Annotated in this window: 26 protein-coding genes; 12 read left to right on the top strand and 14 right to left on the bottom strand. The window is 64.4% G+C overall.

Annotated elements, in window-relative coordinates:
- Nucleotides 1-42 precede the first annotated feature (42 nt).
- From AC1RR3_RS27040 to AC1RR3_RS27050, 3 genes are read left to right on the top strand one after another with little or no spacing between them, the layout of a single operon-like run.
- Entirely contained in the window at nt 43-426 is a 384-nt protein-coding gene (locus AC1RR3_RS27040) for an Mth938-like domain-containing protein (protein WP_492826342.1), read from the top strand.
- Nucleotides 427-428: 2 nt separating this feature from the next.
- Complete coding sequence (locus tag AC1RR3_RS27045; protein ID WP_492826457.1) at nt 429-1,292, top strand: phytoene/squalene synthase family protein; 864 nt, start codon at nt 429-431, stop codon at nt 1,290-1,292.
- A 45-nt stretch (nt 1,293-1,337) separates the two neighbouring features.
- Nucleotides 1,338-2,582, top strand: coding sequence for a threonine ammonia-lyase (locus AC1RR3_RS27050; RefSeq protein ID WP_492826343.1), 1,245 nt, complete (start codon nt 1,338-1,340; stop codon nt 2,580-2,582).
- A gap of 13 nt (nt 2,583-2,595) precedes the next feature.
- Here the strand turns inward: AC1RR3_RS27050 and AC1RR3_RS27055 are convergent, their stop codons facing one another.
- The 5 genes from AC1RR3_RS27055 to AC1RR3_RS27075 all read right to left on the bottom strand — a co-directional run bounded on the left by AC1RR3_RS27055 (nt 2,596) and on the right by AC1RR3_RS27075 (nt 7,329).
- On the bottom strand, nt 2,596-3,774 hold the full coding sequence (locus AC1RR3_RS27055; RefSeq protein ID WP_492826345.1) for an aminotransferase class V-fold PLP-dependent enzyme: 1,179 nt from the start codon (nt 3,772-3,774) through the stop codon (nt 2,596-2,598).
- A 75-nt stretch (nt 3,775-3,849) separates the two neighbouring features.
- Entirely contained in the window at nt 3,850-4,428 is a 579-nt protein-coding gene (locus AC1RR3_RS27060) for a CAP domain-containing protein (RefSeq protein WP_492826459.1), read from the bottom strand.
- Nucleotides 4,429-4,523: 95 nt separating this feature from the next.
- Nucleotides 4,524-5,618, bottom strand: coding sequence for a serine/threonine protein kinase (locus AC1RR3_RS27065; RefSeq protein ID WP_492826347.1), 1,095 nt, complete (start codon nt 5,616-5,618; stop codon nt 4,524-4,526).
- A 5-nt stretch (nt 5,619-5,623) separates the two neighbouring features.
- Complete coding sequence (trmFO, locus tag AC1RR3_RS27070) at nt 5,624-7,051, bottom strand: methylenetetrahydrofolate--tRNA-(uracil(54)-C(5))-methyltransferase (FADH(2)-oxidizing) TrmFO (RefSeq protein ID WP_492826349.1); 1,428 nt, start codon at nt 7,049-7,051, stop codon at nt 5,624-5,626.
- Between the two features lie 125 nt (nt 7,052-7,176).
- On the bottom strand, nt 7,177-7,329 hold the full coding sequence (locus AC1RR3_RS27075) for a DUF1127 domain-containing protein (RefSeq protein ID WP_007590701.1): 153 nt from the start codon (nt 7,327-7,329) through the stop codon (nt 7,177-7,179).
- Nucleotides 7,330-7,898: 569 nt separating this feature from the next.
- Here AC1RR3_RS27075 and AC1RR3_RS27080 point away from each other — a divergent pair.
- Complete coding sequence (locus AC1RR3_RS27080; protein WP_492826355.1) at nt 7,899-8,306, top strand: hypothetical protein; 408 nt, start codon at nt 7,899-7,901, stop codon at nt 8,304-8,306.
- Between the two features lie 86 nt (nt 8,307-8,392).
- Here the strand turns inward: AC1RR3_RS27080 and AC1RR3_RS27085 are convergent, their stop codons facing one another.
- Both AC1RR3_RS27085 and AC1RR3_RS27090 read right to left on the bottom strand, forming a co-directional pair.
- Nucleotides 8,393-9,217 carry a lytic murein transglycosylase gene (locus AC1RR3_RS27085; RefSeq protein ID WP_492826357.1) on the bottom strand — a complete coding sequence of 275 codons (825 nt, stop codon included), beginning with the start codon at nt 9,215-9,217 and terminating at the stop codon, nt 8,393-8,395.
- A 130-nt stretch (nt 9,218-9,347) separates the two neighbouring features.
- Nucleotides 9,348-10,256 (bottom strand): DUF2189 domain-containing protein, encoded by a 909-nt coding sequence (locus AC1RR3_RS27090; RefSeq protein WP_492826359.1) that lies wholly within the window; start codon nt 10,254-10,256, stop codon nt 9,348-9,350.
- Nucleotides 10,257-10,606: 350 nt separating this feature from the next.
- On the opposite strand from AC1RR3_RS27090, the gene AC1RR3_RS27095 reads away from it, so the two are divergent.
- Nucleotides 10,607-11,017 (top strand): DUF3597 domain-containing protein, encoded by a 411-nt coding sequence (locus AC1RR3_RS27095; RefSeq protein ID WP_492826361.1) that lies wholly within the window; start codon nt 10,607-10,609, stop codon nt 11,015-11,017.
- 52 nt (nt 11,018-11,069) lie between these two features.
- Here the strand turns inward: AC1RR3_RS27095 and AC1RR3_RS27100 are convergent, their stop codons facing one another.
- Nucleotides 11,070-11,345, bottom strand: a complete 276-nt coding sequence (locus tag AC1RR3_RS27100; RefSeq protein WP_492826363.1) for a GNAT family N-acetyltransferase — start codon at nt 11,343-11,345, stop codon at nt 11,070-11,072.
- A 104-nt stretch (nt 11,346-11,449) separates the two neighbouring features.
- On the opposite strand from AC1RR3_RS27100, the gene AC1RR3_RS27105 reads away from it, so the two are divergent.
- Complete coding sequence (locus AC1RR3_RS27105; RefSeq protein WP_492826365.1) at nt 11,450-12,385, top strand: tetratricopeptide repeat protein; 936 nt, start codon at nt 11,450-11,452, stop codon at nt 12,383-12,385.
- Between the two features lie 22 nt (nt 12,386-12,407).
- Here AC1RR3_RS27105 and AC1RR3_RS27110 read toward each other — a convergent pair whose 3' ends face one another.
- Both AC1RR3_RS27110 and AC1RR3_RS27115 read right to left on the bottom strand, forming a co-directional pair.
- Complete coding sequence (locus AC1RR3_RS27110) at nt 12,408-12,683, bottom strand: GNAT family N-acetyltransferase (protein WP_492826366.1); 276 nt, start codon at nt 12,681-12,683, stop codon at nt 12,408-12,410.
- A gap of 51 nt (nt 12,684-12,734) precedes the next feature.
- Nucleotides 12,735-13,043 (bottom strand): hypothetical protein, encoded by a 309-nt coding sequence (locus tag AC1RR3_RS27115; RefSeq protein ID WP_492826368.1) that lies wholly within the window; start codon nt 13,041-13,043, stop codon nt 12,735-12,737.
- Between the two features lie 94 nt (nt 13,044-13,137).
- Here AC1RR3_RS27115 and AC1RR3_RS27120 point away from each other — a divergent pair, with 94 nt between their 5' ends.
- The 3 genes from AC1RR3_RS27120 to AC1RR3_RS27130 all read left to right on the top strand — a co-directional run bounded on the left by AC1RR3_RS27120 (nt 13,138) and on the right by AC1RR3_RS27130 (nt 16,219).
- A complete protein-coding gene (locus AC1RR3_RS27120) occupies nt 13,138-13,635 on the top strand; it encodes a hypothetical protein (protein ID WP_492826370.1) in 498 nt (165 codons plus the stop codon).
- A gap of 106 nt (nt 13,636-13,741) precedes the next feature.
- The gene (locus tag AC1RR3_RS27125) at nt 13,742-15,349 is read left to right on the top strand and encodes an acyl-CoA synthetase (RefSeq protein ID WP_492826372.1); all 1,608 of its coding nucleotides are present in this window, start codon (nt 13,742-13,744) and stop codon (nt 15,347-15,349) included.
- Nucleotides 15,350-15,358: 9 nt separating this feature from the next.
- On the top strand, nt 15,359-16,219 hold the full coding sequence (locus AC1RR3_RS27130) for a PCC domain-containing protein (protein ID WP_492826374.1): 861 nt from the start codon (nt 15,359-15,361) through the stop codon (nt 16,217-16,219).
- Between the two features lie 16 nt (nt 16,220-16,235).
- On the opposite strand, the gene AC1RR3_RS27135 is transcribed toward AC1RR3_RS27130, so the two are convergent.
- On the bottom strand, nt 16,236-18,299 hold the full coding sequence (locus AC1RR3_RS27135; protein WP_492826376.1) for a DUF1217 domain-containing protein: 2,064 nt from the start codon (nt 18,297-18,299) through the stop codon (nt 16,236-16,238).
- Between the two features lie 1,392 nt (nt 18,300-19,691).
- Here AC1RR3_RS27135 and AC1RR3_RS27140 point away from each other — a divergent pair.
- Together AC1RR3_RS27140 and AC1RR3_RS27145 are read left to right on the top strand one after the other, a co-directional pair.
- Nucleotides 19,692-20,246 carry an SRPBCC family protein gene (locus AC1RR3_RS27140; protein WP_492826377.1) on the top strand — a complete coding sequence of 185 codons (555 nt, stop codon included), beginning with the start codon at nt 19,692-19,694 and terminating at the stop codon, nt 20,244-20,246.
- Between the two features lie 2 nt (nt 20,247-20,248).
- A complete protein-coding gene (locus AC1RR3_RS27145) occupies nt 20,249-21,202 on the top strand; it encodes a YVTN family beta-propeller repeat protein (protein WP_492826379.1) in 954 nt (317 codons plus the stop codon).
- 75 nt (nt 21,203-21,277) lie between these two features.
- On the opposite strand, the gene AC1RR3_RS27150 is transcribed toward AC1RR3_RS27145, so the two are convergent.
- Nucleotides 21,278-21,922, bottom strand: a complete 645-nt coding sequence (locus AC1RR3_RS27150) for an HAD family hydrolase (protein WP_492826381.1) — start codon at nt 21,920-21,922, stop codon at nt 21,278-21,280.
- 108 nt (nt 21,923-22,030) lie between these two features.
- Here AC1RR3_RS27150 and AC1RR3_RS27155 point away from each other — a divergent pair, with 108 nt between their 5' ends.
- Nucleotides 22,031-22,543 carry a hypothetical protein gene (locus tag AC1RR3_RS27155; protein ID WP_492826383.1) on the top strand — a complete coding sequence of 171 codons (513 nt, stop codon included), beginning with the start codon at nt 22,031-22,033 and terminating at the stop codon, nt 22,541-22,543.
- Nucleotides 22,544-22,558: 15 nt separating this feature from the next.
- Here the strand turns inward: AC1RR3_RS27155 and AC1RR3_RS27160 are convergent, their stop codons facing one another.
- Nucleotides 22,559-23,125 (bottom strand): DinB family protein, encoded by a 567-nt coding sequence (locus AC1RR3_RS27160; RefSeq protein WP_492826384.1) that lies wholly within the window; start codon nt 23,123-23,125, stop codon nt 22,559-22,561.
- 108 nt (nt 23,126-23,233) lie between these two features.
- Complete coding sequence (gene uvrA / locus AC1RR3_RS27165) at nt 23,234-26,212, bottom strand: excinuclease ABC subunit UvrA (RefSeq protein ID WP_492826386.1); 2,979 nt, start codon at nt 26,210-26,212, stop codon at nt 23,234-23,236.

Here is a 26,212-nt window from a genome sequence, read left to right on the forward strand (position 1 = left end):
GTACACGTTTGCGAGGGCAGTAAGCCTATTCGGACGAAGCTCATGGCCGGCGATCCCAACGCACCGCATTTCCCGCGCTCGGCGCCGATCGAGGCCTATGGCAAGGGCGGCTTCGCTTTTGCCGGCATGTCGCATCGGGGATCGCTGCTCTGCCTGCCCGACGCGATATGGGCCTGGGACGTGACCGATCCTGCCAGGATCGACCGTTATTCGCTGGATCGGGTGTTCACGGCCGCCAACAGCATCGACACGCTTCTGATCGGCACCGGAACCGGGGTGTGGCTGCCGCCGCCGCAGCTGCGGCAGGCGCTCAAAGCGGTGAGGGTGGTGGTGGATACGATGCAGACCGGTCCGGCCGTGCGTACCTACAACATCATGATCGGCGAACGGCGGCGCGTGGCCGCCGCGCTGATCGCCGTGCCATGAGCATGAGCAGCTCTGCGCCGCCGCCCGATTCCGCGGCCTTCTGCGCCGATCTCGTGCGCAGCCACGACTTTCCGCGCTATGCTGCGACCTTGTTTGTGCCCGCCGCCGAGCGTCGCGCGCTGCTGGCGCTCTATGCCTTCAATGTCGAAATCGTCCGTGTCCGTGACCAGGTGAGCCAGCCCTTGCCCGGCGAGATCCGCTTTCAATGGTGGACCGATCTGTTCTCGGGCCTCGTCCATGGCAGTGCCGAGGGCAATCCGGTGGCGGCCGAGCTGCTGCGCGCGATCCGCGATTTCGAGCTGCCGGTCGAGCCGCTGTCGCTGCTCGTCGACGAGCACCAGTTCGATCTCTACAACGATCCGATGCCGACGATGGCGGCGCTGGAAGGCTATCTGGCCGCGACCTGTTCGGCGTTGTTCGCCCTCGCGGCCCGGATCATGGCGCCGCCGTCGGAGGCGGTCGAACATCTTGCCCGCCATGCCGGGCTGACGCAGGGCATCGCGCAGGTCATCGCCAATCTGCCGCGCGATGCTGCGCACCGGCAATTGTTCCTGCCGGAGCAGGTGCTGGCGAGCCACGGCTGTCAGATGGAGGACGTGTTCGCCGGCAAGGAGACGCCGGGCTTGCGCGCCGTGCTGGAGCAACTCGCGGGCGAGGCGCAGCAGCATTTGACCACGGCCTTGTCGTTGCTGACGGAGGTGCCGGCATCGGCGCGGCCAGCGTTTCTGCCGCTGAGCCAGGTGCGGGCCGACCTCAAGCGTCTGTCGCAACCCGGGCGCAACCCGTTTACGCCGCAGCCCTCGTCGCGGCTGCGTACGCTGTGGACGCTGTGGCGGGCTTCACGTTCCCGGGAATTTACCAAATAGCGGTTGGCTTGTCGCCCGGTCCGGGCAAATGCTCTATGCTGTCCCATGGCTGACTTGTCCCAAACCACGTCCTCAGATCTCAGCGGCCTTCCGGTCGCTCCCGGCGATATTCATGCCGCCGCCGAGACCATCCGCGGCGCCGTCGTCGAGACGCCCTGTAGCTACAGCCGTACGCTGAGCAACATCTGCGGCTGCGACATCTGGCTGAAATTCGAGAATCTCCAGTTCACCTCCTCGTTCAAGGAGCGCGGTGCGCTCAACCGGCTCACCGCGTTGACGGCGGAGGAGCGCGCGCGGGGCGTGATCGCGATGTCCGCGGGCAACCACGCGCAAGGCGTTGCCTATCACGCCAAGCGGCTCGGCATTCCCGCCACCATCGTGATGCCGGTCGGCACGCCCATGGTGAAGGTCGAGAACACCAGGCACCACGGCGCCGAGGTCGTGGTGACGGGCGCGACGCTGGAAGAGGCGGCCGCGTATGCGCGGAGCCATGGCGAAGCCCGCGGCATGATCTTTGTCCATCCCTACGACGATCCACTTGTCATCGCGGGGCAGGGCACGGTTGGCCTCGAAATGCTCAAGTCCGTGCCGGAGCTGGACACGCTGGTGGTCCCGATCGGTGGCGGCGGGCTCATCAGCGGCATCGGCATTGCCGCCAAATCGGTCAAGCCGTCGCTGCGGATCCTCGGCGTCGAGGCCTGGCTCTATCCCTCGATGTACAATGCCATCCATGGCGGCACTCTGCCCGCGCGTGGCGATACGCTGGCCGAAGGCATCGCGGTGAAGTCGCCGGGCAAGATCACCACCGAAATCGTCCGCCGCCTGGTTGACGACATTGCGCTGGTCAACGAGGCCGAGCTCGAGCGCGCGGTCGCGACCCTGATCTCGATCGAGAAGACGGTCGTCGAGGGCGCCGGCGCCGCGGGCCTCGCCGCGCTGATGTCCGATCCGTCCCGTTTCGCCGGCCAGAAGGTCGGCCTGGTCCTCAGCGGCGGCAACATCGACACTCGGCTGATTGCCTCGGTGCTCACGCGCGAGCTGGCGCGCGAGGGGCGGCTGACCCAGCTGTCGCTCGATATTCCTGACAGGCCCGGGCAGCTCGCCGCCGTGGCGTCGCTGTTGGCAGAGGCCGGCGCCAACATCATCGAGGTCTCGCATCAGCGTACCTTCTCCGACCTGCCGGCCAAGGCGACGCTGCTGCAACTCGTGATCGAGACCCGCGATAGCGCGCATCTCGACGAGGTCATGGCGAGGCTCAGTGCATCCGGATTGAGCGCGCGCTGCACCTGAGCGGCGTATGCCGCTATCGTGGCGCCAGACCCGCGAGGTGACCGATCAGCCGGTCGATCTCGGTCTCCGTGTTGTAGTAATGCGGCGAGGCTCGCACGACCGGAGGCAGCGAGCGGACTTCGGCATCGATGCGGGTGCTCGCGGGATCTGAAGCCCCGATTGTGATGCCAGCCTCAGCGGCGCTGCGGACGTTGGCATCCGCCTCATACCCATCCATCGTGAAGCTGATGATCGCGCCCGGCGCGCGTCCGAGGTCGCGTATGGTGACGCCGCGAAGGGAAGCGAGGCCGCCGCGAAGACGGTCTGCGAGCGTGCGGCAGCGCTGTTCGATAGGGCCGAGACCTATATCGAGCGCATAATCGACGGCGGCCCCCAGCCCCAGCCGGGCCGCGTAATTGTTCTCCCAGGTCTCGAAGCGGCGGGCATCGTCTCGCAGCCGATATTCATCGCGCGCGACCCAGGGCGCCGCGAAATGGTCGATCATCGGCGGCTCGAGCTGTTGCAGCAGCGCACGGCGGACATAGAGAAAGCCGGTACCGCGCGGGCCGCGCAGGAATTTGCGGCCCGTGGCCGACAGCATGTCACAGCCGATGGCTTCCACGTCGGCCGCCATCTGGCCGACCGCCTGGCAGGCGTCGAGCAGGTAGGGGATGCCGTGCGCCCGCGCGATCTTGCCGACCGCGGCCGCGGGGTTGACCAGCCCGCCATTGGTCGGAACCCAGGTGATAGCAATCAGTTTCACGCGCTTGTCGATCATGCGCTCGAGCGCATGGACGTCGAGCTCGCCGCTGGCATCGCTCGGCACCACATCGATCACCGCGCCCGTACGTTTGGCAACCTGAAGGAACGCGACATAGTTGGCGGCGTATTCCGCTTCGGCGGTCAGGATGCGGTCACCCTTGCGAAATGCAAGCGCGTAGAACGCCATCTGCCAGGCAACCGTTGCGTTCTCCACGAGGGCGATCTCGTTGGGCGAAGCATTCAGCAGGCGCGCCACCGAGCCGTAGATCGCGTCGAGCCGATCGGACTGGCGATCGGCGGCGGCGTAACCTCCGATCTCGCTCTCCAGATCGATGTGGTCTTTCATCGCTGCGACGACGGCCGCCGGCATGAGGGCCGCGCCGGCATTGTGGAGATAAGCGAGGCGGGAGGCGGCCGGCGTGTCGGCCCGAATCTGGTCGATGTCGATCAACAACGCCTCCATCTATCGCGGTCAAGCGCTTGAATTAGACGCGTTAAGGAATGCGAACAAGATGCCCGGCAGCAATCAGATGCAGAGGCTGAGCAGCTTGATGTGGCAACTGCCGGATTTGGATTGGGACTTAGCTTCGGACTTGGGCTTGCTCGCGGGGGCGGCCTCGCGCTTCACGGCGACCAGCGGCTCTGAGTCCTTGCTGCCCTTGCCCTTCTTCGGCTCGTAATCGCCGGCGATCACCATCGCCCAATAGGTGCGTTTGCCGCTGGCATTTTTGGCACTCGCGATGCCGACGCGCGAGGCGTTGTGCAGCAACAGGTTCTTGCGGTGCCCCGACGAGTCGATCCACTGTCCCAGCGTCTTCTCGAAATTGTCGTAGCCGTAGGCGATGTTCTCGGCGGCGCGTCCCGCGCCGGCCGGCGCGACGCGCCGGTTGAACGGGCCGAGCGCGTCATGGCTGAGGTCATCCTTCGCCGCCATCGCGCGCGCCTGGTCCATGGCGATCCGGTCGAGGGTCGCATCGCGAACGACGCGGACCTCGCCGTGCTTGAGACGGAAGCTGGAGATCTGTTCGGCGGGGGTTTCGGCCATGGCGGGCGAGGTCGCGAGCAACAGGAGGCCGGCAAGCATGCCGCCGACCACACGATGCATCATCGTCCCCCGAGTGCCCATCACCTTGACCATACCTGCCTTGTCCAACCGCTTCTCTATCGTCAATGTGGACGCTTCAAGGCGTCGCCCGCGGGCTAGCCCGCCGGCAGGTCCGCCTCGAAATTGAAACGGTCGCGCAGGTTTTTGCGCTGTTCCAGAATGTCCTTGAGGAAGGCGCGGTCCTGGTCGTTCTTCATCATCGGCTCGATCAGGTCGAGCTGGTTCATGGCGACCAGTTGCAGGATCTCGGTGCGCGGCTTGCCGCCGGCGTCGCGCGGCAGCGCGTGCACGACCTGGATATGCTCTGGCGGCTTCGGGCCCTTCGCGGCCGAAAGCTCGTTCCGCAACTGGCCTTCGAGCGCAGCCTGATCCGCTTCGACGAACGCATAGAGCCCGACGCCGGAGCGCCGATCGGCAAAGGCCACGATCGCGGTGTCGCGCACGGCCGGATTCTTGCGAATCAGCTCCGCCAGCACCGGCGCATCGTTGACGAGCCTTCGGCCGCCGCCCTCGCGGTCGGTAAAGTTGAACAGGCCGCGCGTGATCGCGCGATAGACCTTCTTGCCTGTTGCTAGCCACAGGCTCGCGGCGAATGATTTCTTTGCGAGGATTTTTCGCTCGCGCGGGGTCAGTGCCTCCGGTGCATAGGAGCGCTTGTGCTTGAGCAGATGGCGGAGGTCTTCATAGGCGAGGATGCGATAGAGCCGGCCGCGTCGGTTGAAGCACGCCGCAAGCTGGAAATCGGTCACATAGGCGCGGCCATCGCGGCCGACCAGCCAGTTCTGTTCCTTGGCGAGATCGTTGTGGCAGATGCCGGCGCGGCGCAGCCGGCGCAGTGCCGTCTTGGCCGAGCGGAAATAGGCGAGGTCGCCATGCGGCTTGGCCAGATGCAGCGCGACGCCGTCGACGAAGCCGCGCGCCAGCGCGCGGCGGCCGGCCCACAGCAGCTCGGGGCCGACGTTCAGGCCTTTTGCCAGCACCAGCGCGTGCTTCTCGCGCGCAAACAGGTGGCTCGCCAGCAGGAATGACCACCACGGCACTTCATCCAGCCGGCGCAGCACGGCGTCGACTTCGCCACTTTCGCCGCGGAAACGGCCACGCTCGACGGTCGAGAACACGTCGCGCTTGAGCAGCACGCCCTCGGTCCAGCGCGCCGACAGTGTCGCGGCGTCGTCTTTCGGGAGACTCATGAGGCTCACGCTGCTGCGGCGATGCGCAAATGATCGGCGATCCAGCGATCGAGATCGGCGAGCGCCAGCGCACTCATTGCCTGCTTCTTGGCCACCGTCTTCTCGTTGCCGCGCAGCCGCGTGCCGTCCGGCTTCTTCGTCGGAGCACTCGCAAGCGGCGGGAACAGGCCGAAATTGATGTTCATCGGCTGGAACGAGCGCGTGCCGGGTTCGATGGTTTCGATATGACCGCCGGTGATGTGGCCGAGCAGCGATCCCAGCGCGGTCGTACCGGGTGGACTCGCCAGCGTGTCGCCGCGGGCATCAGCCGCCGCATAGAGGCCGGCGATCAGGCCGACGCTGGCGGATTCCACATAGCCTTCGCAGCCCGTCATCTGGCCGGCAAAGCGCAGCCGCGGCTGCGCGCGCAGGCGCAACTGGCCGTCGAGCAGCTTTGGCGAATTGAGGAAGGTGTTGCGGTGCAGGCCGCCAAGGCGGGCGAATTCGGCCTTCTCCAGCCCCGGAATGGTGCGGAAGATACGCTGCTGCTCGCCGTATTTCAATTTCGTCTGGAAGCCTACGATGTTGTAGAGCGTGCCGAGCTTGTTGTCCTGGCGCAGCTGCACGATCGCGTAGGCCTTCGTTGTGGGATCGTGCGGGTTGGTGAGGCCGACCGGCTTCATCGGGCCGTGGCGCAGCGTTTCGGGGCCGCGCTCCGCCATCACTTCGATCGGCAGGCAGCCGTCGAAATAGGGCGTGTTGGTCTCCCACTCCTTGAACTCGGTCTTCTCACCTGACATCAGCGCGGCGACGAAGCCGTCATACTGCTCCTTGGTCATGGGGCAGTTGATGTAGTCGGCGCCGGTACCGCCGGGTCCGACCTTGTCGTAGCGCGACTGGAACCAGGCCACCGACATGTCGATGGATTCGCGATGCACGATCGGCGCGATCGCGTCGAAGAAGGCGAGCGCGTTCTCGTCGGTGAGCTCGCGGATGGCATCGGCCAGCGGGGCGGAGGTGAGGGGGCCGGTCGCGACGATGACGTTACTCCAGTCGGGAGGCGGCAGGCCTGCGACCTCGCCGCGAGCGATCTCGATCAGGGGGTGGTCGTTCAGCGCCTTGGTGACGGCGGCCGAAAAGCCGTCGCGGTCGACCGCCAGGGCGCCACCGGCGGGCACCTGATTGGCGTCGGCGGCGCGCATGATCAGCGAGCCGAGGCGGCGCATCTCCGCATGGAGCAGGCCAACGGCGTTGTTGGCGGCGTCGTCCGAACGGAACGAATTGGAGCAGACGAGTTCGGCGAGCCCGTCGGTGCGGTGCGCCTCGGTCATGCGGTCAGGCCGCATCTCGTGCAGCACCACGGGCACGCCGGATTTGGCCACCTGCCAGGCGGCCTCGGAGCCGGCAAGGCCTGCGCCGATCACGTGCACAATATTGGATTGGGGTCCTGTCATGGGGCGGACAGGTAGCGCTTTTCGGCGACCAGTGGAATCGCCGAGATCGAGTTTTCTGCCATCAGAAACGACAACGCCCGCACGAGGCGGGCGCTATCGGTTCGTCCGGTGAGGGCTGAACGATATCAGCCCTGATACTGACCGGCGGCAACGCGCGGGATGTCCGAGCGATCGAGGCCGATATCGGCCAGTTCGCGATCGCTGAGCTGGGACAGCTCGGCAACATTGCGCTGATAGTCCCGGAAAGCCTGGATCATGCGGATGAGCGAGAGCAGCATTGGTAGTCTCCTGTAGTTCGATTCAGCCCTTGCCCGGGCGTCATCGTTGAAATGAATATAGGTGAGAGTGGTGCACTGCGAAAGTTCCGATGTTGCGATGCAGCTAAGCGAACAGCGCATGGCATCGGTAAGGAGCGATTAACCTCTTGGCAGTCCCGCCCAAGAGCTAGGCGGGAGTCATCGTAGGGAGCAGTAAAAGTCCGTGAAATCACGGGTTTAGAGCAATTCCCGCGGTTCCGATGATGGTGGAAATAAGTTACGTTCTCGTGATCCGCAAGACGATGGAGCAGCTTGTAAGCCCAAGTCTCGCATGCGCGAATCGCATGAAGCGCAAATTATAGAAGTGAATACATATTCGCACTAATGAAGAGGTTCCGCGGCTCAAGGAGATGCGCGCAGTTGCGATTCGCTTGGCGCCGGCCGGCAGGCTATCGGGGCGGCCTGCGGCGCGGCCGGATGCTTCAAGGCAATCGTCCCTAGCTTGAGCGTCAGCACATCGTTTGATGCAGTGCACACGCCAAGCGTGTGAGGCCTGATTACAAAGTTGTAATGAAAATCAGAATTTCTGCATGCGGCTCTGCGCCGCGCGCAACATCACGCAATTCTCGCGGGGAATTTATTGCGTCATGTTGCCGCAACCGGAGGAAAGTCATGTCGCAGATTCCGGCAATGTCGCTGGTCTGTCCCAAGAACAAGAGAAGGAAAGTAACATCATGACGAAGTTACTCGGGGTTATCGCAATTGCCGCCGTCGCATTCGCCGTCGCGCCAGCCCAGGCCGCCAAGCACGCCATGGGTGGCTGCAGCGGGCCCAATCTGGAGAAGACGGAGACCGCGATCGAGAACATGGCTGATGGTGACAGCAAGTGGGCCGCCGAGAAGGAGATCACGGCTGCGCAGGATGCGCTGCTCAACGGCAAGATGGGTGTGTGCGGCATGCACCTGAACAAGGCGATGCAAGCCACCATGGCCAAGTAAACGGGCAAGTAAACAGGTAGGTCAACGCAATCCAAGAGAGGGCCGGTCGCCGAGCGATCGGCCCTATACGTTTAGCCGAACGGTGTTTAGGGGGCGTGCGCGAGCTGGGTCGCGAAATAGGCGACGGTCTTGGAATAGACCTCGCTCTTGTTCCACTGCTGGAGCACTGCAAAATTCGGGGCGCCCGGCTGCCAATCCTTGCCCTTCTGCCAGCCATAACCGGCGAGATAGTTCGCGGTGGAGGCGAGCACGTCGGGCGCATTGTGCAAGAGGTCGCGCTTGCCGTTACCGTCAAAATCGACGGCGTATTTCATCCAGGACGAGGGCATGAACTGGGTCTGGCCGAGCTCGCCGGCCCAGGCACCCTTCATGTCGGCAGGGGCAAGATCGCCGCGCTGGACGATGCGCAGCGCATCCAGCAGTTCGGCGCGGAATTGCTCGGAACGCCGGCAATCATAGGCCAGCGTCGCCAGCGAGCGGATGGTTGCGAACTTGCCGGTGTTGACGCCGAAATCGGTCTCCAGCCCCCAGATCGCGACCAGCACCTCGCCGGGCACGCCGTAGGTCTGCTCGATGCGCGACAGCACGGAGCCGTATTGCTTCATCATGTTGGAGCCGCGCGTCATCCGCGGCGGCACCATTCGGCCGGAGAACTCCTCGAAGGTCTGGGTGAAGACCTTTTGCGACTTGTCGCGGTTGAGCACGCTCTGATCGAGCGTCACGCCGGTAAGCCCGGCGGCGATGGCCTGCTGCGAGATGCCCTTGGCCGCGGCGTCGGCTTTGAAGTCCGCAAGCCAGGCGTCGAAATTGCCCGATCCGCAGGCGACGGCTGCGCGCGCGGGCTCGGCGGACAGGATGGATGCGGAGAGGGCGAGGGCTGCGAGAGCAAGACGAGAAATCGTCGGGGTCATCAGATGAAATTGATTCCGTGAAGTGATCTGACCGGCGCGCGCAATCTCGGCCGGAACCGCGGCCAAAGCAAGGCGCATGACAGTCCCCGATCCTGCCCGCAGCCGGGCAGGATCGGATGTCACGTGATCGTTAAGCGTCCGTCCTGTTACGCCAGGGGAACAGGTTGGCGGGGAAGTCGGCGGCCGGCTTGCGCGGACGATGCGGCGGAGGCGGAACGGGCCGTGCACCGGGATCGGACACGATCACCTTGCGGTAGAGATGCCAGGTGGCGTGGCCGAGCAGGGGAATGACAACGGCGAGGCCGAGGAATGCCGGGATCGTGCCGAGCGCCAGCAGCACCGCCACGATCAGGCCCCAGGCCGCCATCGGCACCGGGTTCCTGGCGACGACGCGGAGCGAGGTGACCATCGCCTCGAACGCACCGGCATGGCGGTCCAGCATCAACGGGAACGACACGGCGCTGATGCAGAGCGCGGCGAGCGCGAACAGGAAGCCCGTGCCGCAGCCGACCACGATCAGCCACCAGCCCTGCTGGGTCGTCAGGACGCGCGTCAGGAAATCCGAGATCCCGGTCACGCCCTCATAGCCGAATGCGGCGACATAGATCGCCTGCGCGGTCGTAACCCAGGTCACGAAGAGAGCGAGCAGCAGCGTGCCGAGACCGAGCATCGCGCCGAACGACGGCGAGCGCAGCACCTCCATGGCATCCCAGGCGCTGGCCTCTTCATAGCGTTCGCGCCGGCTCGACAGCTCATACAGGCCAAGCGCCGCGAACGGGCCGATCAGGGCGAAGCCTGCGGCGAGCGGAAACAGCAGCGGGATCACCGAATAGCCCATTGCGACACGCGCGATGACGAGACCGAGCACCGGATAGATCACGCACAGGATGATGGCGTGGCTCGGAACCGCCTTGAAATCCTCCCAGCCGCGCTTGAGCGCGTCGTGCAGGTCGGACAGTTGAATGGTGCGGATGACAGGTCCAGCCGTATCAGTGGGCTGGGCCATCGTGGGCACATTGCCTTGGTAGAGTGTGGCCATGGTCGCTAGCTCCCTTGCCGGGCAGCCGAATCCGGCGCCGGCAAACGGCGCAAGCGGCCGCTCTTCTCTGAGTTTTCGCGATTCCAACCAGACGCGAATTCCGGACGGGCTCGCGAGTTGAACTCGAACGCTACTCCCAATTCCGAGTCCTGTCCCTCACGCTTGGGTGAGATTCGATGCCGCAGTGCAACCTCGACGATGTCATTCGGTCGTCATTTTGCCGCAGATAAGCTGATGCTGGTCGCTGGTTCGCAGAACTTCGCGGGCGCAACGCAGTAACTTGGTCTATAAGTTCCACTCGCGAAGGGCCACTCAAGGTCCTTCCAACGGATCCTTTTCGGGGAGCAGACATGAGCATTTTCGGGAAAATCGTGAGCGCGATCTTTGGCAGCCATCCGGCTTCCGCCGCGCCCGCCGGTGGCGCAGCTTCGGGCAGCGCGCCCGCCAGCGCCGCGCCAGGCGGATCGGCGCCGTCGTCTGCGCCCGCCGCCGCGCCGCTGGCGACCGTGGACGTTGCGGCTATCGTCGACAAGCTGGTCGCTGCCCAGAAAGAGAAGCTGGAATGGCGCACCTCGATCGTCGACCTCCTGAAGGCGCTCGACATCGATTCCAGCCTTGCTGCCCGTAAGGACCTGGCCAAGGAGCTCGGCTACAGCGGCGACACCAACGATTCCGCGAGCATGAACGTCTGGCTGCACAAGCAGGTGATGTCCAAGCTCGCCGCCAATGGCGGCAAGCTGCCGCCTGAGATCAAGCACTGACCGATCGCTCGGTCATCGCCAAGGGCTCGCGCTCGCGCGGGCCCTTTTGCGTTCAGGCAACGAGATCCGCATCCTCGGGATGCTTCTCGAGATAGTCCACGACGAAGCCGCAGCCGGCGATCACCTTGCGGCCGTCGCGCCGGATCAGATCCAGCGCGCCCTTGACCAGCTCGGATGCGATTCCGCGGCCGCGCAGCGCGCGCGGCGTCTCGGTGTGGGTGATGATCACGGCCGACGGCGTCAGCCGGTAATTGGCGAAGGCAAGCTCGCTGCCGACATCGAGCTCGAAGCGGCTTTTGTCCTTGTTGTCGCGTACTGATGCCGCCATCCGAAATCCTTCCGAAGCGATGCCTGCTCCCTGATCTAGGCGGCTGAACCCGCCCTTGCCAAGGTGCGACCAAGGGAGGTCGCCGCAGGGGAGATATCCGGAAAATGCGTGTCCCGCTCAGCCTTATGGTGTTGCTTGCTGTGCTGGCATCGACCGCGCCGGTCCCGGCTGCGGCCGAAGGCGGTCCGGTCTGGGAGGCCTGCGTGGGGCTGACCAGCACGCCGGACGAGCGGGTCAAGGCCTGCTCGACCGTGATCGATACGAACAGTGAGACCGGCAAGCGGCTCGCCGGCGCCTATTGCAATCGCGGCCATGGCCTCACCGAGAAGCGCGAGCTCGATGCCGCGCTGGCCGATCTGGACGAGGCGGTCAGGCTCGCTCCGGATTATGCCTGCGCCTACAACAACCGCGGTCGCGTCTACAGCTTCAAGCGCGACTATGATCGCGCCATCGCCGGCTACGACCAGGCCATCAAGCTCGATCCGTCGCTGGCGCTGGCCTTCAGCAACCGCGGCGAGTCCCGCTTCAACAAGGGCGACCTCGACGGCGCCTTTGCCGATTTCGACGCCGCGATCAAGCGCGATCCCACCTATGCCACGGCCTACGCCAATCGCGCCCTGGTCTACTATCGCAAGCACGACATGGCGCATGCGCTCTCCGACTACACCATGCGGATCAAGCTTGCGCCTGATCTGCTCGCCTTCATCGACCGCGGCAACGTCTATCGCGACAGCGAGCAGCTCGACCGTGCCGCCGCCGATTATGGCGAGGCGATCCGCGTCGCGCCGACGGATGCGCGCGGCTGGCGCAATCGCGGCATGATCCGGCTCTACCAGGGCGACAACAAGGGCGGCCTTGCCGACTACGACAAGGCGCTGCAGTACGATCCTTCCGACGTGTTCTCGTGGAACAACCGCGGACAGGCGAAGCTGCGGCTCGGCGACAAGCCGGGCGCGATCGCCGATTTCAGGAAGGCGCTGGAGTTGAAGCCGGGACTCCAGACGGCGCACGAGCAGCTGAGGAAGCTCGGGGCACTGTAATCTTCGGTCGCAATGACGGCGGTTAGGCCTTCACCAGATCCTGATAGTCAGGATGCTTCTCGATCCACGCTTTCACGAACGGGCATTGCGGGATCAGCTTCAGTCCGGCCGCGCGGACCTGGTCAAGCGCGCCTTGCACCAGCTTCGAGCCGACGCCCTTGCCGCCGAGCTCCTTCGGCACATCCGTATGCTCGAACGTGATGAATTTGCCGTCGAGTTTGTAGTGCTCGGTCGCAAGATAGCCCTCGACCTCCAGCTCGAAGCGATGTTGGGCTTTATTGTCGATGACGTCGCTCATGTCGTCTCCGGTCAGCTCTTCGGCGAGATCATCAGCATCTTGCTGCCCGGTTCAATCATTCGCCTTGGCCAGCCTGGAATCTTCTGCCTGCGGCTGCGGACGAAGGCAGCCCTGGCAGATGACGAGGGAACGATTGACCCTGGCGTCCTGCTCGGCCTCGATGCCGCGCTCCGATACGGCGGCACGCGCCGTCCGCGATGGTGCTGCGGCAGCGCGCGGCTGATTGGGATTCTCGCCGGCGCCGTCCCAGGCGTAGCGTGCCGACTTGAAGGCGGGATCGGACGCCAGATGCGCTTGCGGGCCCACGGCGCATCCGCCGAGCGCCAGCGACAACAGGAGGAAGGCGGGCGCTTTGATCATGATGCGACACTCTGTACGCGAGAACTGACCGAGGTTGCGCTGATCATGTTTAAAATTCTCTGAACGATTGCGGGCCTGCGCACGACCAACGCCAATGCGATATCTGATCCTCCTGCTCACACTGCTCGCAACCGTCGCGCGCGCCGATCATGCGAAGCCGTTCAATCCGGCCGACTATCCGGCCGGCGTGCAGAAGGCGCTGCGCTACGCCAACGAGGAATGCGAGAGCCAGGACGGCGGCGCGGTCACTTTCGCGCCGGACACGGTGCGCAAGCTCGACCTGACCGGCGACGGCCGCGACGACTACATCGTCGATTTCCGCGACACCAGATGCGGCGAGCGCGAGACCACCTATTGCGGAACGGGCGGCTGCGTCATGACCATCCTGGTGACGCTGCCGGATGGCAGCGTGCGCCCGGTGTTCGACGGCTATGTCCGCAGCTACAAGATCGTGGCGCCGCCGATGAAGCGCGGTGCCGGGCGCACCATCCGCTTCGATCTGCATGGCAGCTATTGCGGCGGCTTTGGTGCGCAGGCCTGTTCCAAGGAGAAGGCGATCACGGCGACGCCGTTTGCGTTCAAGCAACCGTAGATCTGATACGCGGCCGGCGGCCTTGCGGGGGCACGTTCGATCGCGATAAATGGGCTGCAATGAGCGGAGCGGCGAGCGCGCCGTCCGCTGTCGAAGAGGAAGCCCGATGCAGCCCCTGCGCATGTCCCGCCGCGTCATGAATCTCGCTCACATGCTGACCCAGAATGCGCGGCGGCATGGATCGCGTCCCGGCTTCGTCTGGGGGGAGAGATCCTGGACCTGGCGCGAGATCGATGCGCGGGTCTCGGCGTTAGCGGCGGCGCTCGCCGCGCGCGGCATCGCCAAGGGTGACCGCATCCTCGTCCATTCCAAGAATGGCGACGAGATGTTCTTCTCGATGTTCGCCGCGTTCCGGCTCGGTGCGGTCTGGGTGCCCACCAATTTCCGCCTGATGCCCGATGAGGTGACCTATCTCGCAGAGGCCTCCGGCGCGAAGGCGTTTCTGTGCCATGTCGATTTTCCCGAGCACGCCGCGGCCGTGAAGGGCGGTGCGCTGCAGTTCACCTGGAGCGTGGACGGCAAGGCCTCGTTCGGCGAGACGTCGGTTGCGGAGGCCATCGCTTCGCAGGCGGGCGCCGTGATCGAGAACGTCGCTGTCGAGCACGATGACCCCTGCTGGTTCTTTTTCACCTCCGGCACCACCGGCCGCTCCAAGGCCGCGGTGCTGACCCACGGCCAGATGGGTTTTGTCGTCACCAACCATCTCGCCGATCTCACGCCTGGGGTGACCGAAGACGATGCCTCGCTGGTGGTGGCGCCGCTGTCGCATGGCGCCGGCGTGCATCAGCTGGTGCAGACCGCGCGCGGCGTGCGCACCGTGCTGCTGCCGACCGAGAAGTTCGACATCGACGAGGCATTCCGCCTGATCCAAACGCACAGGGTCAGCAATCTCTTCACCGTGCCGACGATTTTGAAGATGATGGTCGAGCATCCCGCGGTCGATAAATACGATCATTCCTCGCTGCGCCACGTGATCTATGCCGGCGCACCGATGTATCGCGAAGATCAGAAGGCCGCGCTGAAGAAGCTCGGCAAGGTCATCGTGCAGTATTTTGGATTGGGTGAGGTCACCGGCAACATCACCGTGCTGCCGGCGGCGCTGCACGATCCCGAGGACGGCCCGCATGCGAAGATCGGCAGCTGCGGCTTCGAGCGCACCGGCATGCAGGTCTCGATCCAGGACGACGAGGGGCGCGAGCTCGCGGCCAACCAGAGCGGCGAGATCTGCGTGATCGGGCCTGCGGTGCTCGCCGGCTACTATGACAACCCCGAGGCCAATGCGAAGGCGTTCCGCAACGGCTGGTTCCGGACCGGCGATCTCGGACATATGGACGAGGAGGGGTTTGTCTACATCACGGGACGCGCGTCGGACATGTACATCTCCGGTGGCTCGAACATCTATCCGCGCGAGATCGAGGAGAAGATCCTGACGCATCCTTGCGTCGGCGAGGTCGCGGTGCTCGGCGTGCCCGATGCGACCTGGGGCGAGGTCGGCGTTGCCGTCTGCGTCGCGCGCGAAGGCGCGAAGCCGGTGAGTGAAGCCGAGATGGCGGCGTTCCTGTCGCCCAAGGTGCCGCGCTACAAGATGCCGAAGCGGTTCTTCTTCTGGGAGGCGCTGCCGAAGTCCGGCTACGGCAAGGTGCCGAAGCGCATGGTGCGTGACGAACTCGAGGCGCGCGGGCTGCTCGACCTCGACAAGACGAAGGCGGGCTGAGCGAAGGTCATGCGTAGCATCAAGCAACCGGGCGCGCCGGCCGCCGAGCGCATCCAATGGGTGGAGGCGAGGGGACGCGCTTTCTCGTTCACGCTTCAGGCCGGTGTGTCGCTGCTGGAGGCCGCACGCCGCGGCTTCGCGGCGGAGGGATTTGCCGGCGGTGTGCTGAATTTTGGCCAAGGCACGCTCGGGCCGTTCGCCTATGTGATGCCGGCGCTGTCGAAGACGCGTGAGAATGCCGCGTTCTACAGCGAGACCTATCGGCCCCAGGGCGTGACGCGGACCAGGCTCGGCACCATGACGCTCGGCATGCGCGACGGTGCGCCGTTCTTTCATTGCCACGGGCTCTGGACCGAGGCCGATGGCAAGCCAGGAGGCGGCCACATGCTGCCGGACGAGACTATTGTCGCCGAGCCGTTCGAGGTCGAGGCTTTTGGCGTCGATGGCGCGATGTTCACCGCGGCGCCCGATCCCGAGACCAACTTCAAGCTGTTCGGGCCGGTCGCTTCCGCGAGCACCGGTGCGCGCACGACCAGCCGGGCCTTCGCGCTGAGGCTGCGGCCCAATCAGGATTTTGCCGGCTGCCTCGAAGAGTTTTGCCGAGCGCAGGGCATTGCGCGCGCGAAGATCCATGGTGGTGTCGGCTCGACCATCGGCGCGCGCTTCACCCATGGCGGCGTGACCGAGCCGTTCGCCACGGAGCTTGCGGTGACGGCCGGGACGATTGCGCCGGGGTCTTCGGAAGCGCCCGAGGCCCAGCTCGACGTTGCCCTGATCGACTACACCGGCGGCATTGCGGAGGGGCGTCTGATCCGCGGCGACAATCCCGTGCTGATGACCATGGAGCTGGTGCTCGAGGTGCTAGGCTAGCATCGGCGAGCTGTCATCAGCGAGACTGTAGCTTGGCAATCGCCAGGTACACAGAGTCGCTTATCCCTGAGCTCGATCCCTGGAAGAGGTTGAGCAGGGGTGATTGACCCTGACCGGTGGTCTGGCTGTTTCTGATGTCGTACATGGCGGAGAAGCGGTTCAGCAGCTTCGTAAGCTTGTTGGGATCCGACAGATCCTGGATCTTCATGAAGCGGTCCACGAACTTGGCCTGTTGATCGATCGGCATCGCCGCCATTGAATCAGGCAGGTCGAAGGTGGTCCTGAACACCTCCGAGAGAGCCTTGTCGGCGAGGATGTCGTATGCCGATGTGATCTCGCCCGCCTTTCGCTGGAAATAGAGCGCCAGGCGCACGCCGGGATTGGTATCGCCCTGCTGCTGCTCCAGGCTTTGCTGAACATAGTTCGCCTGCGTTTCCTGGAATTGATCCCGCTTCTGGGGGCCCATCATCGCCAGACGCGCGACGTTGCCCTTGCTGTCGAAGTTGAACGACGCCGCGATCTCGGCAAAGCGCGGATCGCTCTCGGTGTTGGCGAAGCTCTTGGGATTGTTCAGATCGGAGGCGAAGATCTTCTTGAGATAGTCGTCGCTGACCTTCTTGGGGTCCAGGCCCTTGGCGACGAGAACGAAGTCGATCAGCTTTCGGTTTGCAAGCAGATCGGACACGCTGTCGACGCTTGCGATGGCTTCCTGATAGGCCGTCGCGTCTTTCGCGGCCTGTGTCTTGACGGCCGCTTGCTGCTGCGTGCTGGCCTGTTTCACCGCCGCGATGACGTAGTCCTTCGAAATCTGGAGGACCTCGGCCGGATCCTGGGCCACCAGGGGCGTCGTCAGATTGCCGTTTGCGTCGAAGTTGAAGGCGCGCGCGAGCTGGACGTAGCGATCATCCTTGAGCGTATAGACGTAGCTCTTGGGATCGGTGAGGTCGCTTTCGAGGACGGCCTTGATGGTGTCCTTCGAGGCTGTTGCCGGATCGAGGCCGACGGCACCCAGCGCAAAATCATAGACGGCCGGCGTCGACATGAATGCCTGCATCGAATCGATCTTGACGACAGCGTTCCTGAATTGAGTGATTGCGAAAGCTTCGCTCAGCGGGCTTGCTGCCGCATAAACGGCCGACTTGCTGTCGTCGAACCGATTTGTCGTGAGCGTGATGTTTGCAGCCGTCTGCGCAGGCACACCCGACGGAAGCGAGCCGTCGGCCGAAAACTCGAACGCGCCAGCCAGGTCTGCAAACTCGCCGATCGTCGAGATCTGGTCGGTGAGATCGGAAACGCTTTTCGTGTATGTCTCCAGATGGTATTTTTCGACCAGGATCTGGACGTTCAGCTGGGCGACGTCCGCGCCCGGTTGCTTGAGCTGCGCGGTGTAGTCGGCGATCTTCGTGTTGGTGGCGCTCACATCCGAATTGGCTTGCGTGAGCTGGGCATTGAGGCCGCTCAACTGGGACGTGAAGGTGGTGTTGACGTAGCTGTTCGGATCGGAGGGATCGCTGCTCAGGACCTGGCTGATTGTGGCGCGCGGCCACTTGCTCTCGTCGATCCCGAAGGCCGAGTAGACATAGTTGCGAAGACGGTCGTCGTTCAGCAACTGGTCCGCGTTGGTGATGCCGCCGATCTTGGCGTTGTAGTAATTCGTGTCGCTGGCTAGTGCGTCGACCTGACTCTGCTTGGTCGCCGTGTACAGTCCGATCATATCATCGGTCTGGTTATCCGATTGCGCGTCCGGCGTCGCCGTGCCCTTGAAGGAAAATGCCGCGGCAAACTCCGCGTAGCGCTTGTCTACCAGCTTGTTGACGAAGCTGTTGGGATCGTTGAGGTCGCTCTCCAGCACCTTTTTCATGAAGGCCTTGGCGTAGGCCATGTCCTCCAGGCCATAAGCCTTCGTCGCATAATGATAAAGGCGGTAGTCCTTCATCAGGTCATCGGCCGTCTTCACCTTGCCGATGTTGGCCTTGTAGTAGGCGGCTTCGCGCGCGACGTCCGTTTGCTGCCCGACCCGCGTCAGCGACTGCTGGAGATTGCGCGTGATGTAGCTGTAGCTGAAATAGGTCGTCACCATCGCGCATTCCTCGCGGCGTACTGTCCCGGACGTCCGTCAATCATTGCCGGGGTCGCGAGGTGGGAGCTGGCCTCATGCCAGCACGCTGTCCTACGTCTTCTCAGCGCGTTTCCGGTCCACAATCTCAAGTGTTAGTTCGTGCCCCGTAACGCTTGCCGTGCTTATTTCTGTTTATTTCTATATGTTTCTCAGATGCAGCTTTCGCGGGGATTGTGTTCCCTGTATGTTCCTGCCAAAGGATGAGGCGGAACGGGCTGGAAACCGGGAAATACGGTCTGGAGCCTGTGACAGTGGAGCAGACTGATCATTACCGGGTGATGCGGGAATTCTGCGACGATCCGCGTGGGTTCGTGGAGGCGACGCTGGGGGAGTAATCGAGGCACGCTACCGGCACTGGCTCTCTCCGTCGTCATCGCGAGCGCAGCGAAGCAATCCAGAATCTTTCCGCGGCGGCAGTCTGGATTGCTTCGCTGCGCTCGCAATGACGGAGAATGAAGCGGCGGCGTTGCTCCTCTCGTGTCCCGGACGCGCTGCAGCGTGAAACGCTGCTGCGCAGAGCCGGGACTCAGGAGGCTGCACGGATCGCTGACGCATGGGCCCCGGCTCTGCAGGCGCATCACTTCGTGCTGCGCTGCGTCCGGGGCACGAGACGGTTGTCGAAAGGCTGGCATAGACTCTCATCCTCGCGGCGCGTTCCGCCCGAGCTTTGCTGCATTCACCGCCCCCAAGAGGTGCCGAGGGCGCAGGGAAGGCCGGGTGCCGGCTGGCACCCGCGGTCCACTGTGCGAAGGTTGCGCTACGAGAAGCTGCACAGCGGCATACAGGTGAAGCCAAACATCCGGCCTTCCCTGCGCAGTGGGTTGACGGCTTATGTCGCGCTCTCCCCGGGGAGCGATGCACTATTGCCCCCGTCGCCTTGCGGATGGCTGATGCGCGGACCCGGTTGGGCCGTCACATCACCGCAACACTTGGCGCACAGACCCCGGGCGCCAGGACCACACGATTTTGCCGTACGCAGGCTGCACCGGTCGTGTGCGCGCCGGCAGTTGCTCACGGCGTGAACCGCCCTGCAAACCACCTTCGCGCCGACGCCGCCTGCGTCCACCGCGTCCCACCCCGCGTGTCGTGACGATCGCGATACGCCCCTCGGACCGGGCTGGGATGGCCGAAACATGCGACAATTCCGAATTCGCGTAAAGCGAATTATTTCGACGTGGATGCATTGACCCCGATCCGGCGTGTTTTGCCCGTCGGGCAACGCAAGGGATGGTGTGGACGGGGAGCGCCGCCCGTCCCAGCCGTGCCGCGAACCGGTCTCGCCACGGTCCAAAAATGCGCTACCATGGCCTCAGCGCGCCTCAAGTCGCGCAGATTCAAGGGTGAGGAAACGACATGAGGATGAGAAGCGGAACGGCGTTCGCCGGGGTGGCGGCGCTGGCGTTGGCGGGGATGGCCTTGACCACGGCATGGGCCCACGGGCCGACCCGGCAGAAGGTGCGGGAGTCCATCGAGATCAACGCAGCCCCGGCCAAGGTGTGGGCAGTGATGGGCAATTTCCAGGACATGAGCTGGCTGCCGCCCGTCACCAAGACCGAGGGCGAGAAGGGCAACGAGATCGGCGCGACGCGGAAGCTGACCCTGACCGGCGGCGCCACCGTGGACGAGGAGCTTTACAAGTTCGACGCCGCCGCGATGACCTATTCCTACCGGATCACAACGGTGGACGTGAAGGTCCTGCCGGTGACCAACTATTCCTCGACGCTGACAGTGACGCCGAGCGCCGACGGCAAGGGCGCGATGCTGGAATGGGCCGGCGCGTTCTACCGCGGCTTTCCCAACAACGATCCGCCGCCGGAGTTGAGCGACGAAGCGGCCAAGACGGCGGTCAGCGGGCTCTACAAGGCCGGCCTCGAGGCGCTGAAGAAGAAGGTCGAGAGCGGAAGCTGACGGTGCGCATCAGGGTTTTGGCGGCGCTCGCCGCCAGCCTTTGCCTTGCCGGTGCAGGCGGGGCGTCCGCCGAGGAGGCGTTCGTCACCAACCAGCTCAGCGACGATCTGATGGTTGTGGACCTCGCCACCGCGCGAGCGGTGGCAACCATCCCGATCGGCGGCAAGCCCGCGGGCGTCGCGGTCAGCGCAGACGGGCGCTTTGCCTATGTGACGAGCCCCGACGCCAAGGCGGTGACGGTGGTGGACGCCGCAACGCGGCAGGTCGCTGCCAGGATCGAGGTCGGGGGCGGGCCGCTCGGCATTGCCGTGGCGCCCGACGGCCGCACCGTCTATGTCGCCGACTGGTATGCCGCGGCGGTGCGGGTGATCGATACGGCCTCGCGCAGCGTCACCGCCAGCATTGCCGTCGGCGCCTCGCCATCGGGCCTCGCGGTGACGTCCGATGGCAAGCTGCTGCTCTCGGCGGACCGCGACGACGACAGCGTCTCCGTGGTGGACACGGCGACGCGCCAGCGCAAGGCGACGATCAAGGTCGGCACCCGTCCGTTCGGCGTCACCATCGATGCCGAAGGCAAGCGCGCCTACACCGCCAATGTCGGCTCCGACGACGTCTCGGTGGTCGACATTGCCGCTGGCTCCGAGATCGCCCGCGTGCCGGTCGGGATGCGTCCCTATGCGGTGGCGCTGGCGCAGGGGCGAGGCTTCGTCACCGATCAATATGGCGGCACCGTCAGCGTGTTCGACCTCGCGACCTTGAAGCCGGTCAAGCGCATCAATGTCGGCGACTATCCCGAAGGCATTGCCGCGACCGCCGACGGCAAGCGCGTCATCGTCGCCTGCTGGGAGAGCAACACGCTCGTCATCATCGACGCGAGCGAGCTGAAGAAGATCGGCGAGGTCAAGACCGGCGACGGTCCGCGCGCGTTCGGGGCGTTCTTGCGCAGGACGGAGTAGGGGATCGGGTAGGGCGGATTAGCGAAGCGTAATCCGCCATCTTGTGTCGACGATCGATCGGCGGATTACGCTCCGCTAATCCGCGCTACAACGCGCTGGCGATACAACACGCGTGATCTCCTCCATCCGCTCAAACGTATAGTCGGGTCCGAGCGCCCGCAGCGCCGCCGGCGCCGCATAACCCCAGCACACCGCGCCACAGGCAATCCCCACGGCCCGTGCCGCCTCGATGTCGCGGACCTCGTCGCCAATCGCGATGACACGGTCGAGGTCGACGCCAGCGCGCCGGATGACGCGACGAAACTTCGCGGGCTTGCCGAATATCGACGCGGCACAGTCGAAATACGAGAACAGTTCGGCCGTCGCGCCCAGCTTGGCGCGCGCATTGGCCTCACTGTCGGACGTCACCAGCGCCAGCTGCACGCCGTTCTCAGTCAGCGCCCGCAGCATCGCCTCGACGCCCGCAAACAGCGGAATCTCCGCCGCAGCCTCCCCCTTCAACCGCCGCGCATGCCGCGCGATCGCCGGCAGCTTCCACAAGGGCACCTCGAGGCGGCTGAGGATCTCCCGCGTCGAAGCATGCCGCAGCCCCTCGATATCCTCATCCCGCACACGGCGAAAGCCGAAGCGATCGGCGACATCGTTGATGGTGCGCAGGAACCAGGGGAAGCTATCGACGAGCGTGCCGTCGAGATCGAAGATGGCGAGGGAGTAGGGCATTCGTTATGAGAACGTTAAGCGAAGGCACGAGAAACGCAACCATCCTCGCTCGTCTATCCGGCCCGATCTTGTATATTCTGGCTCTCCGTGTCGAAAGGGTCGGTGCAAATGGGTCAAGCTGCACAAGAAGATCAGCGGCGTGCGGAATGGCATATTCTGATTGGCGTGATTGCGTTGATCGGCGTTGCCGGAGTCGGCTGGATGATTGCCAAAGTGATCGCCGCCCCCTCGACCGAGAAGGCAATGCGATCTTCGCTCGCGGAAATGAACGTGCCGGAGCTCAGCACCGCGTACACGCTGCACCCCAACAGCTGCGCGATCACCAAGACGTTCTGGAAATGGAGCGTCGTATGCGAGGACGTGCCAATCTATTTTTATCGTGATTCGAGACAGTGTGATCCCGGTCCACCAAGGACGTGCCGCACTGTGCCATCCGACCTTCAGGTGTGCGTGTCATACTACTGGGAGATTGATCTCTCCGGAAAGCCGTCGAACCCGATGGGCGATAAAGGGCGCTACGCATCAATTGGGGATCGATGCAAGGCCACTCGTTCGTTTGCTTCCGAACGCGAGGAGATGACTAAGCGTGGCATTGCGCCCAATCTCGTCGAGGTTCGGTAGTCCCGCAAGAGACAACTATATCGACTTCCACACCGTCTCCTCGGTCCAGCCGAGCTCGGCGAATTCGGCGGCCCGGAGCGGCGCTTCTCCCTCGGCGAAGAACTCGTCAAGCTGCGGCGGCGCAACGGTCGTCTCGGACAGCATGGCGTGCGCCTGCCCGCGATGATGGATCTGGTGCTGGAAGAGATGTATGAGCAGCCGGTCGCGCCGCTCAGTCTGCACGCGCGTATCGCGGTTGATCTTCACGATGTCATCGAGCCCTGCGGGCGTCAGCGCATCGCAGATGGCAATCAGGCGCTTGTCCATCGCGGCTTGCGCAGGCTTCAGCGCGGCGAGGGAAGGAAAGGGCACTTCGTTCTTCCAGGCCGCCGGTCCGAGCCAGCCGCCCTCAAGCGCATCAATGTAGAAGAGATCGATGACGTAGATGTGGTTCAGCGTACGCTGCAGGCTTGGAAAGAAGCCGGTGCGGTGGGCTTCGAATTCCGACTGAGGTAGTGCCGCGCAGGCGGTGAGCAGGCGATGGTTCGCCCAAGCATTGTTGTGGGCGAAGGCGCGATAAGTCTGCACGAGTCCAGCGGACATGTCGGTTTCCAGGATTCAGCGTGGTTCAAAGCGCGACCGACCTATCCCACGAGAAAGGCGGCGGATTACGCTTCGCTCATCCGCACTATTCGGTTTCGATCAAAGCAGCTACTCCGCCGCCTCGCTCGTCCTCCCGCGCTTCGGCTTCCTTGCCTTCTTCAGCACCGGCGCCAGAAACTTCCCCGTATAGCTCCGCGGCGCCTTGGCGATGTCCTCCGGCGGGCCCCAGGCGACGATCTCGCCGCCACCGTCGCCGCCTTCGGGGCCGAGGTCGATGACCCAGTCGGCGGTCTTGATGACTTCCAGATTGTGCTCGATGACGACCACCGTGTTGCCCTGTGCAACCAGCTCGTGCAGCACCTCCAGCAGCTTCTTGACGTCGTGGAAGTGCAAGCCGGTGGTCGGCTCGTCCAGGATGTAGAGCGTGCGGCCGGTGGCGCGCTTTGACAGTTCCTTGGCCAGCTTGACGCGCTGAGCTTCGCCGCCCGACAGCGTCGTGGCCTGCTGGCCGACATGGATGTAATCGAGGCCGACCCGGTGCAAGGTCTGAAAAGTCTCGCGCACGCGCGGCACCGCCTTGAAGAACTCGGCGGCTTCCTCGACGGTCATGTCGAGCACGTCGGCGATGCTCTTGCCCTTGAACAGGACCTCCAGCGTCTCGCGGTTGTAGCGCTTGCCCTTGCAGACGTCGCAGGTGACGTAGACGTCGGGCAGGAAGTGCATCTCGATCTTGATGACGCCGTCGCCCTGGCAGGCCTCGCAGCGGCCGCCCTTGACGTTGAAGGAGAAGCGGCCGGGTTCATAGCCACGCGCCTTGGCCTCGGGTAGGCCCGCGAACCATTCGCGGATCGGCGTGAAGGCGCCGGTATAGGTCGCCGGATTCGAGCGCGGGGTGCGGCCGATCGGCGACTGGTCGATGTCGATGATCTTATCGATGTGCTCGAGGCCCTCGATGCGGTCGTGCGGGGCGGCGCCTTCGCTGGCATTGTTCAGCTTGCGCGCGATGGCCTTGTAGAGCGTGTCGATCAGCAGCGTCGACTTGCCGCCGCCGGAGACGCCGGTGACGGCGGTGAACAGGCCGAGCGGAATCTCGGCGGTGACGTTCTTGAGGTTATTGCCGCGCGCGTTGACCACCTTGATGGTGCGGCGATGGTTCGGCGGACGCCGCTCCGGCACCTCGACCTCGAGCTCGCCGGTCAGGTACTTGCCGGTCAGCGATTTCGGGTTGCGCATGATCTCGGCGGGCGTGCCTTCGGCGATGATGTGGCCGCCATGCATGCCGGCGCCGGGACCGATGTCGAGAACGTGGTCGGCGAGGAGGATGGCGTCCTCGTCATGCTCGACCACGATCACGGTATTGCCGAGGTCGCGCAGGCGCTTGAGCGTATCGAGCAGGCGCGCATTGTCGCGCTGGTGCAGGCCGATCGAGGGCTCGTCCAGCACGTAGAGCACGCCCGTCAGGCCCGAGCCGATCTGCGAGGCCAGGCGGATGCGCTGGCTCTCGCCGCCGGACAGCGTGCCGGAGGAGCGGGACAGCGTGAGATAGTTGAGGCCGACGTCGAGCAGGAAGGTGAGGCGCTCGCGGATTTCCTTGAGGATGCGACCGGCGATCTCGTTCTGCTGCGCGTTCAGCGCCTCCGGCACGGTCTCGAACCACGCGCCGGCACCCTTCACCGACAGCTCCGAGATCTCGCCGATATGCTTGCCGCCGATCTTGACGCAGAGCGCTTCCGGCTTGAGCCGGAAACCGTTGCAGGCGCCGCAGGGCACGTCGTGGAAATACTTTGCCAGCTCCTCGCGCGCCCACTCGCTCTCGGTCTCGCGATAGCGGCGGTTGATGTTGGTGATGACGCCCTCGAACGGCTTCTTGGTGTCGTACGAACGCACGCCGTCCTCGTAGGAGAACTTGATCTCGTCCTCGCCCGAGCCATGCAGGATCGCGTCTTTCGTCTTCTTCGGCAGATCCTTCCATTTGGTGGTCAGCGTGAACTTGTAGTGCTTGCCGAGCGCCGTCAGCGTCTGCGTGTAATAGGGCGACGACGACTTGGCCCAGGGCGCGATCGCGCCCTTGCCGATGGCGAGCTCCTTGTCGGGGATGACGAGGTCTTCGTCGACATGCTGCTCGACGCCGAGGCCGCCGCAGGCGGGGCAGGCGCCGTAGGGATTGTTGAACGAGAACAGCCGCGGCTCGATCTCGGGGATGGTGAAGCCGGACACGGGGCAAGCGAACTTTTCCGAGAACAGGATGCGCTCGGGACCGCTCTTGTCGTGGATCTTTGCGGTTTTCTTTTTCTCTTCGGCGGGCGCGGCAGCAGCCGGTGCATCGGCATATTCGATGACGGCGAGGCCTTCGGCCAGCTTCAGCGCGGTCTCGAAGCTCTCGGCGAGGCGCTGGCCGATATCGGCGCGCACCACGATGCGGTCGACGACGACGTCGATGTCATGCGGGAATTTCTTGTCCAGAACAGGCGCTTCCGCCAGCTCATGGAAGGTGCCGTCGATCTTGACGCGCTGAAAGCCCTTCTTGAGCCATTCGGCGAGCTCCTTGCGGTACTCGCCCTTGCGGCCGCGCACGACGGGCGCCAGCAGATAGAGGCGGGTGCCTTCGGGCAGCGCCAGCACGCGGTCGACCATCTGCGAGACGGTCTGGCTTTCGATCGGCAGGCCGGTGGCTGGCGAATAGGGCACGCCAACGCGGGCCCAGAGCAGGCGCATGTAGTCGTAGATCTCGGTGACGGTGCCGACGGTCGAGCGCGGATTCTTCGAGGTCGTCTTCTGCTCGATCGAGATCGCCGGCGACAGGCCGTCGATCTGGTCGACATCAGGCTTCTGCATCATCTCCAGGAACTGGCGCGCATAGGCCGACAGCGATTCGACGTAGCGGCGCTGGCCCTCGGCATAGATGGTGTCGAAGGCGAGCGAGGATTTGCCGGAGCCGGAGAGGCCGGTGAACACCACCAGCTTGTCGCGGGGAATCTCGACGTCGATGTTCTTGAGGTTGTGCTCGCGCGCGCCACGGATCGTAATTGCGCGCAGGCTGGAGCCCGCGTTCTGCTGTTGGCGCTTCGCCTTGATCACTTCATCCAT

This window comes from Bradyrhizobium sp. GW821-FHT13H05 (assembly GCF_058804065.1).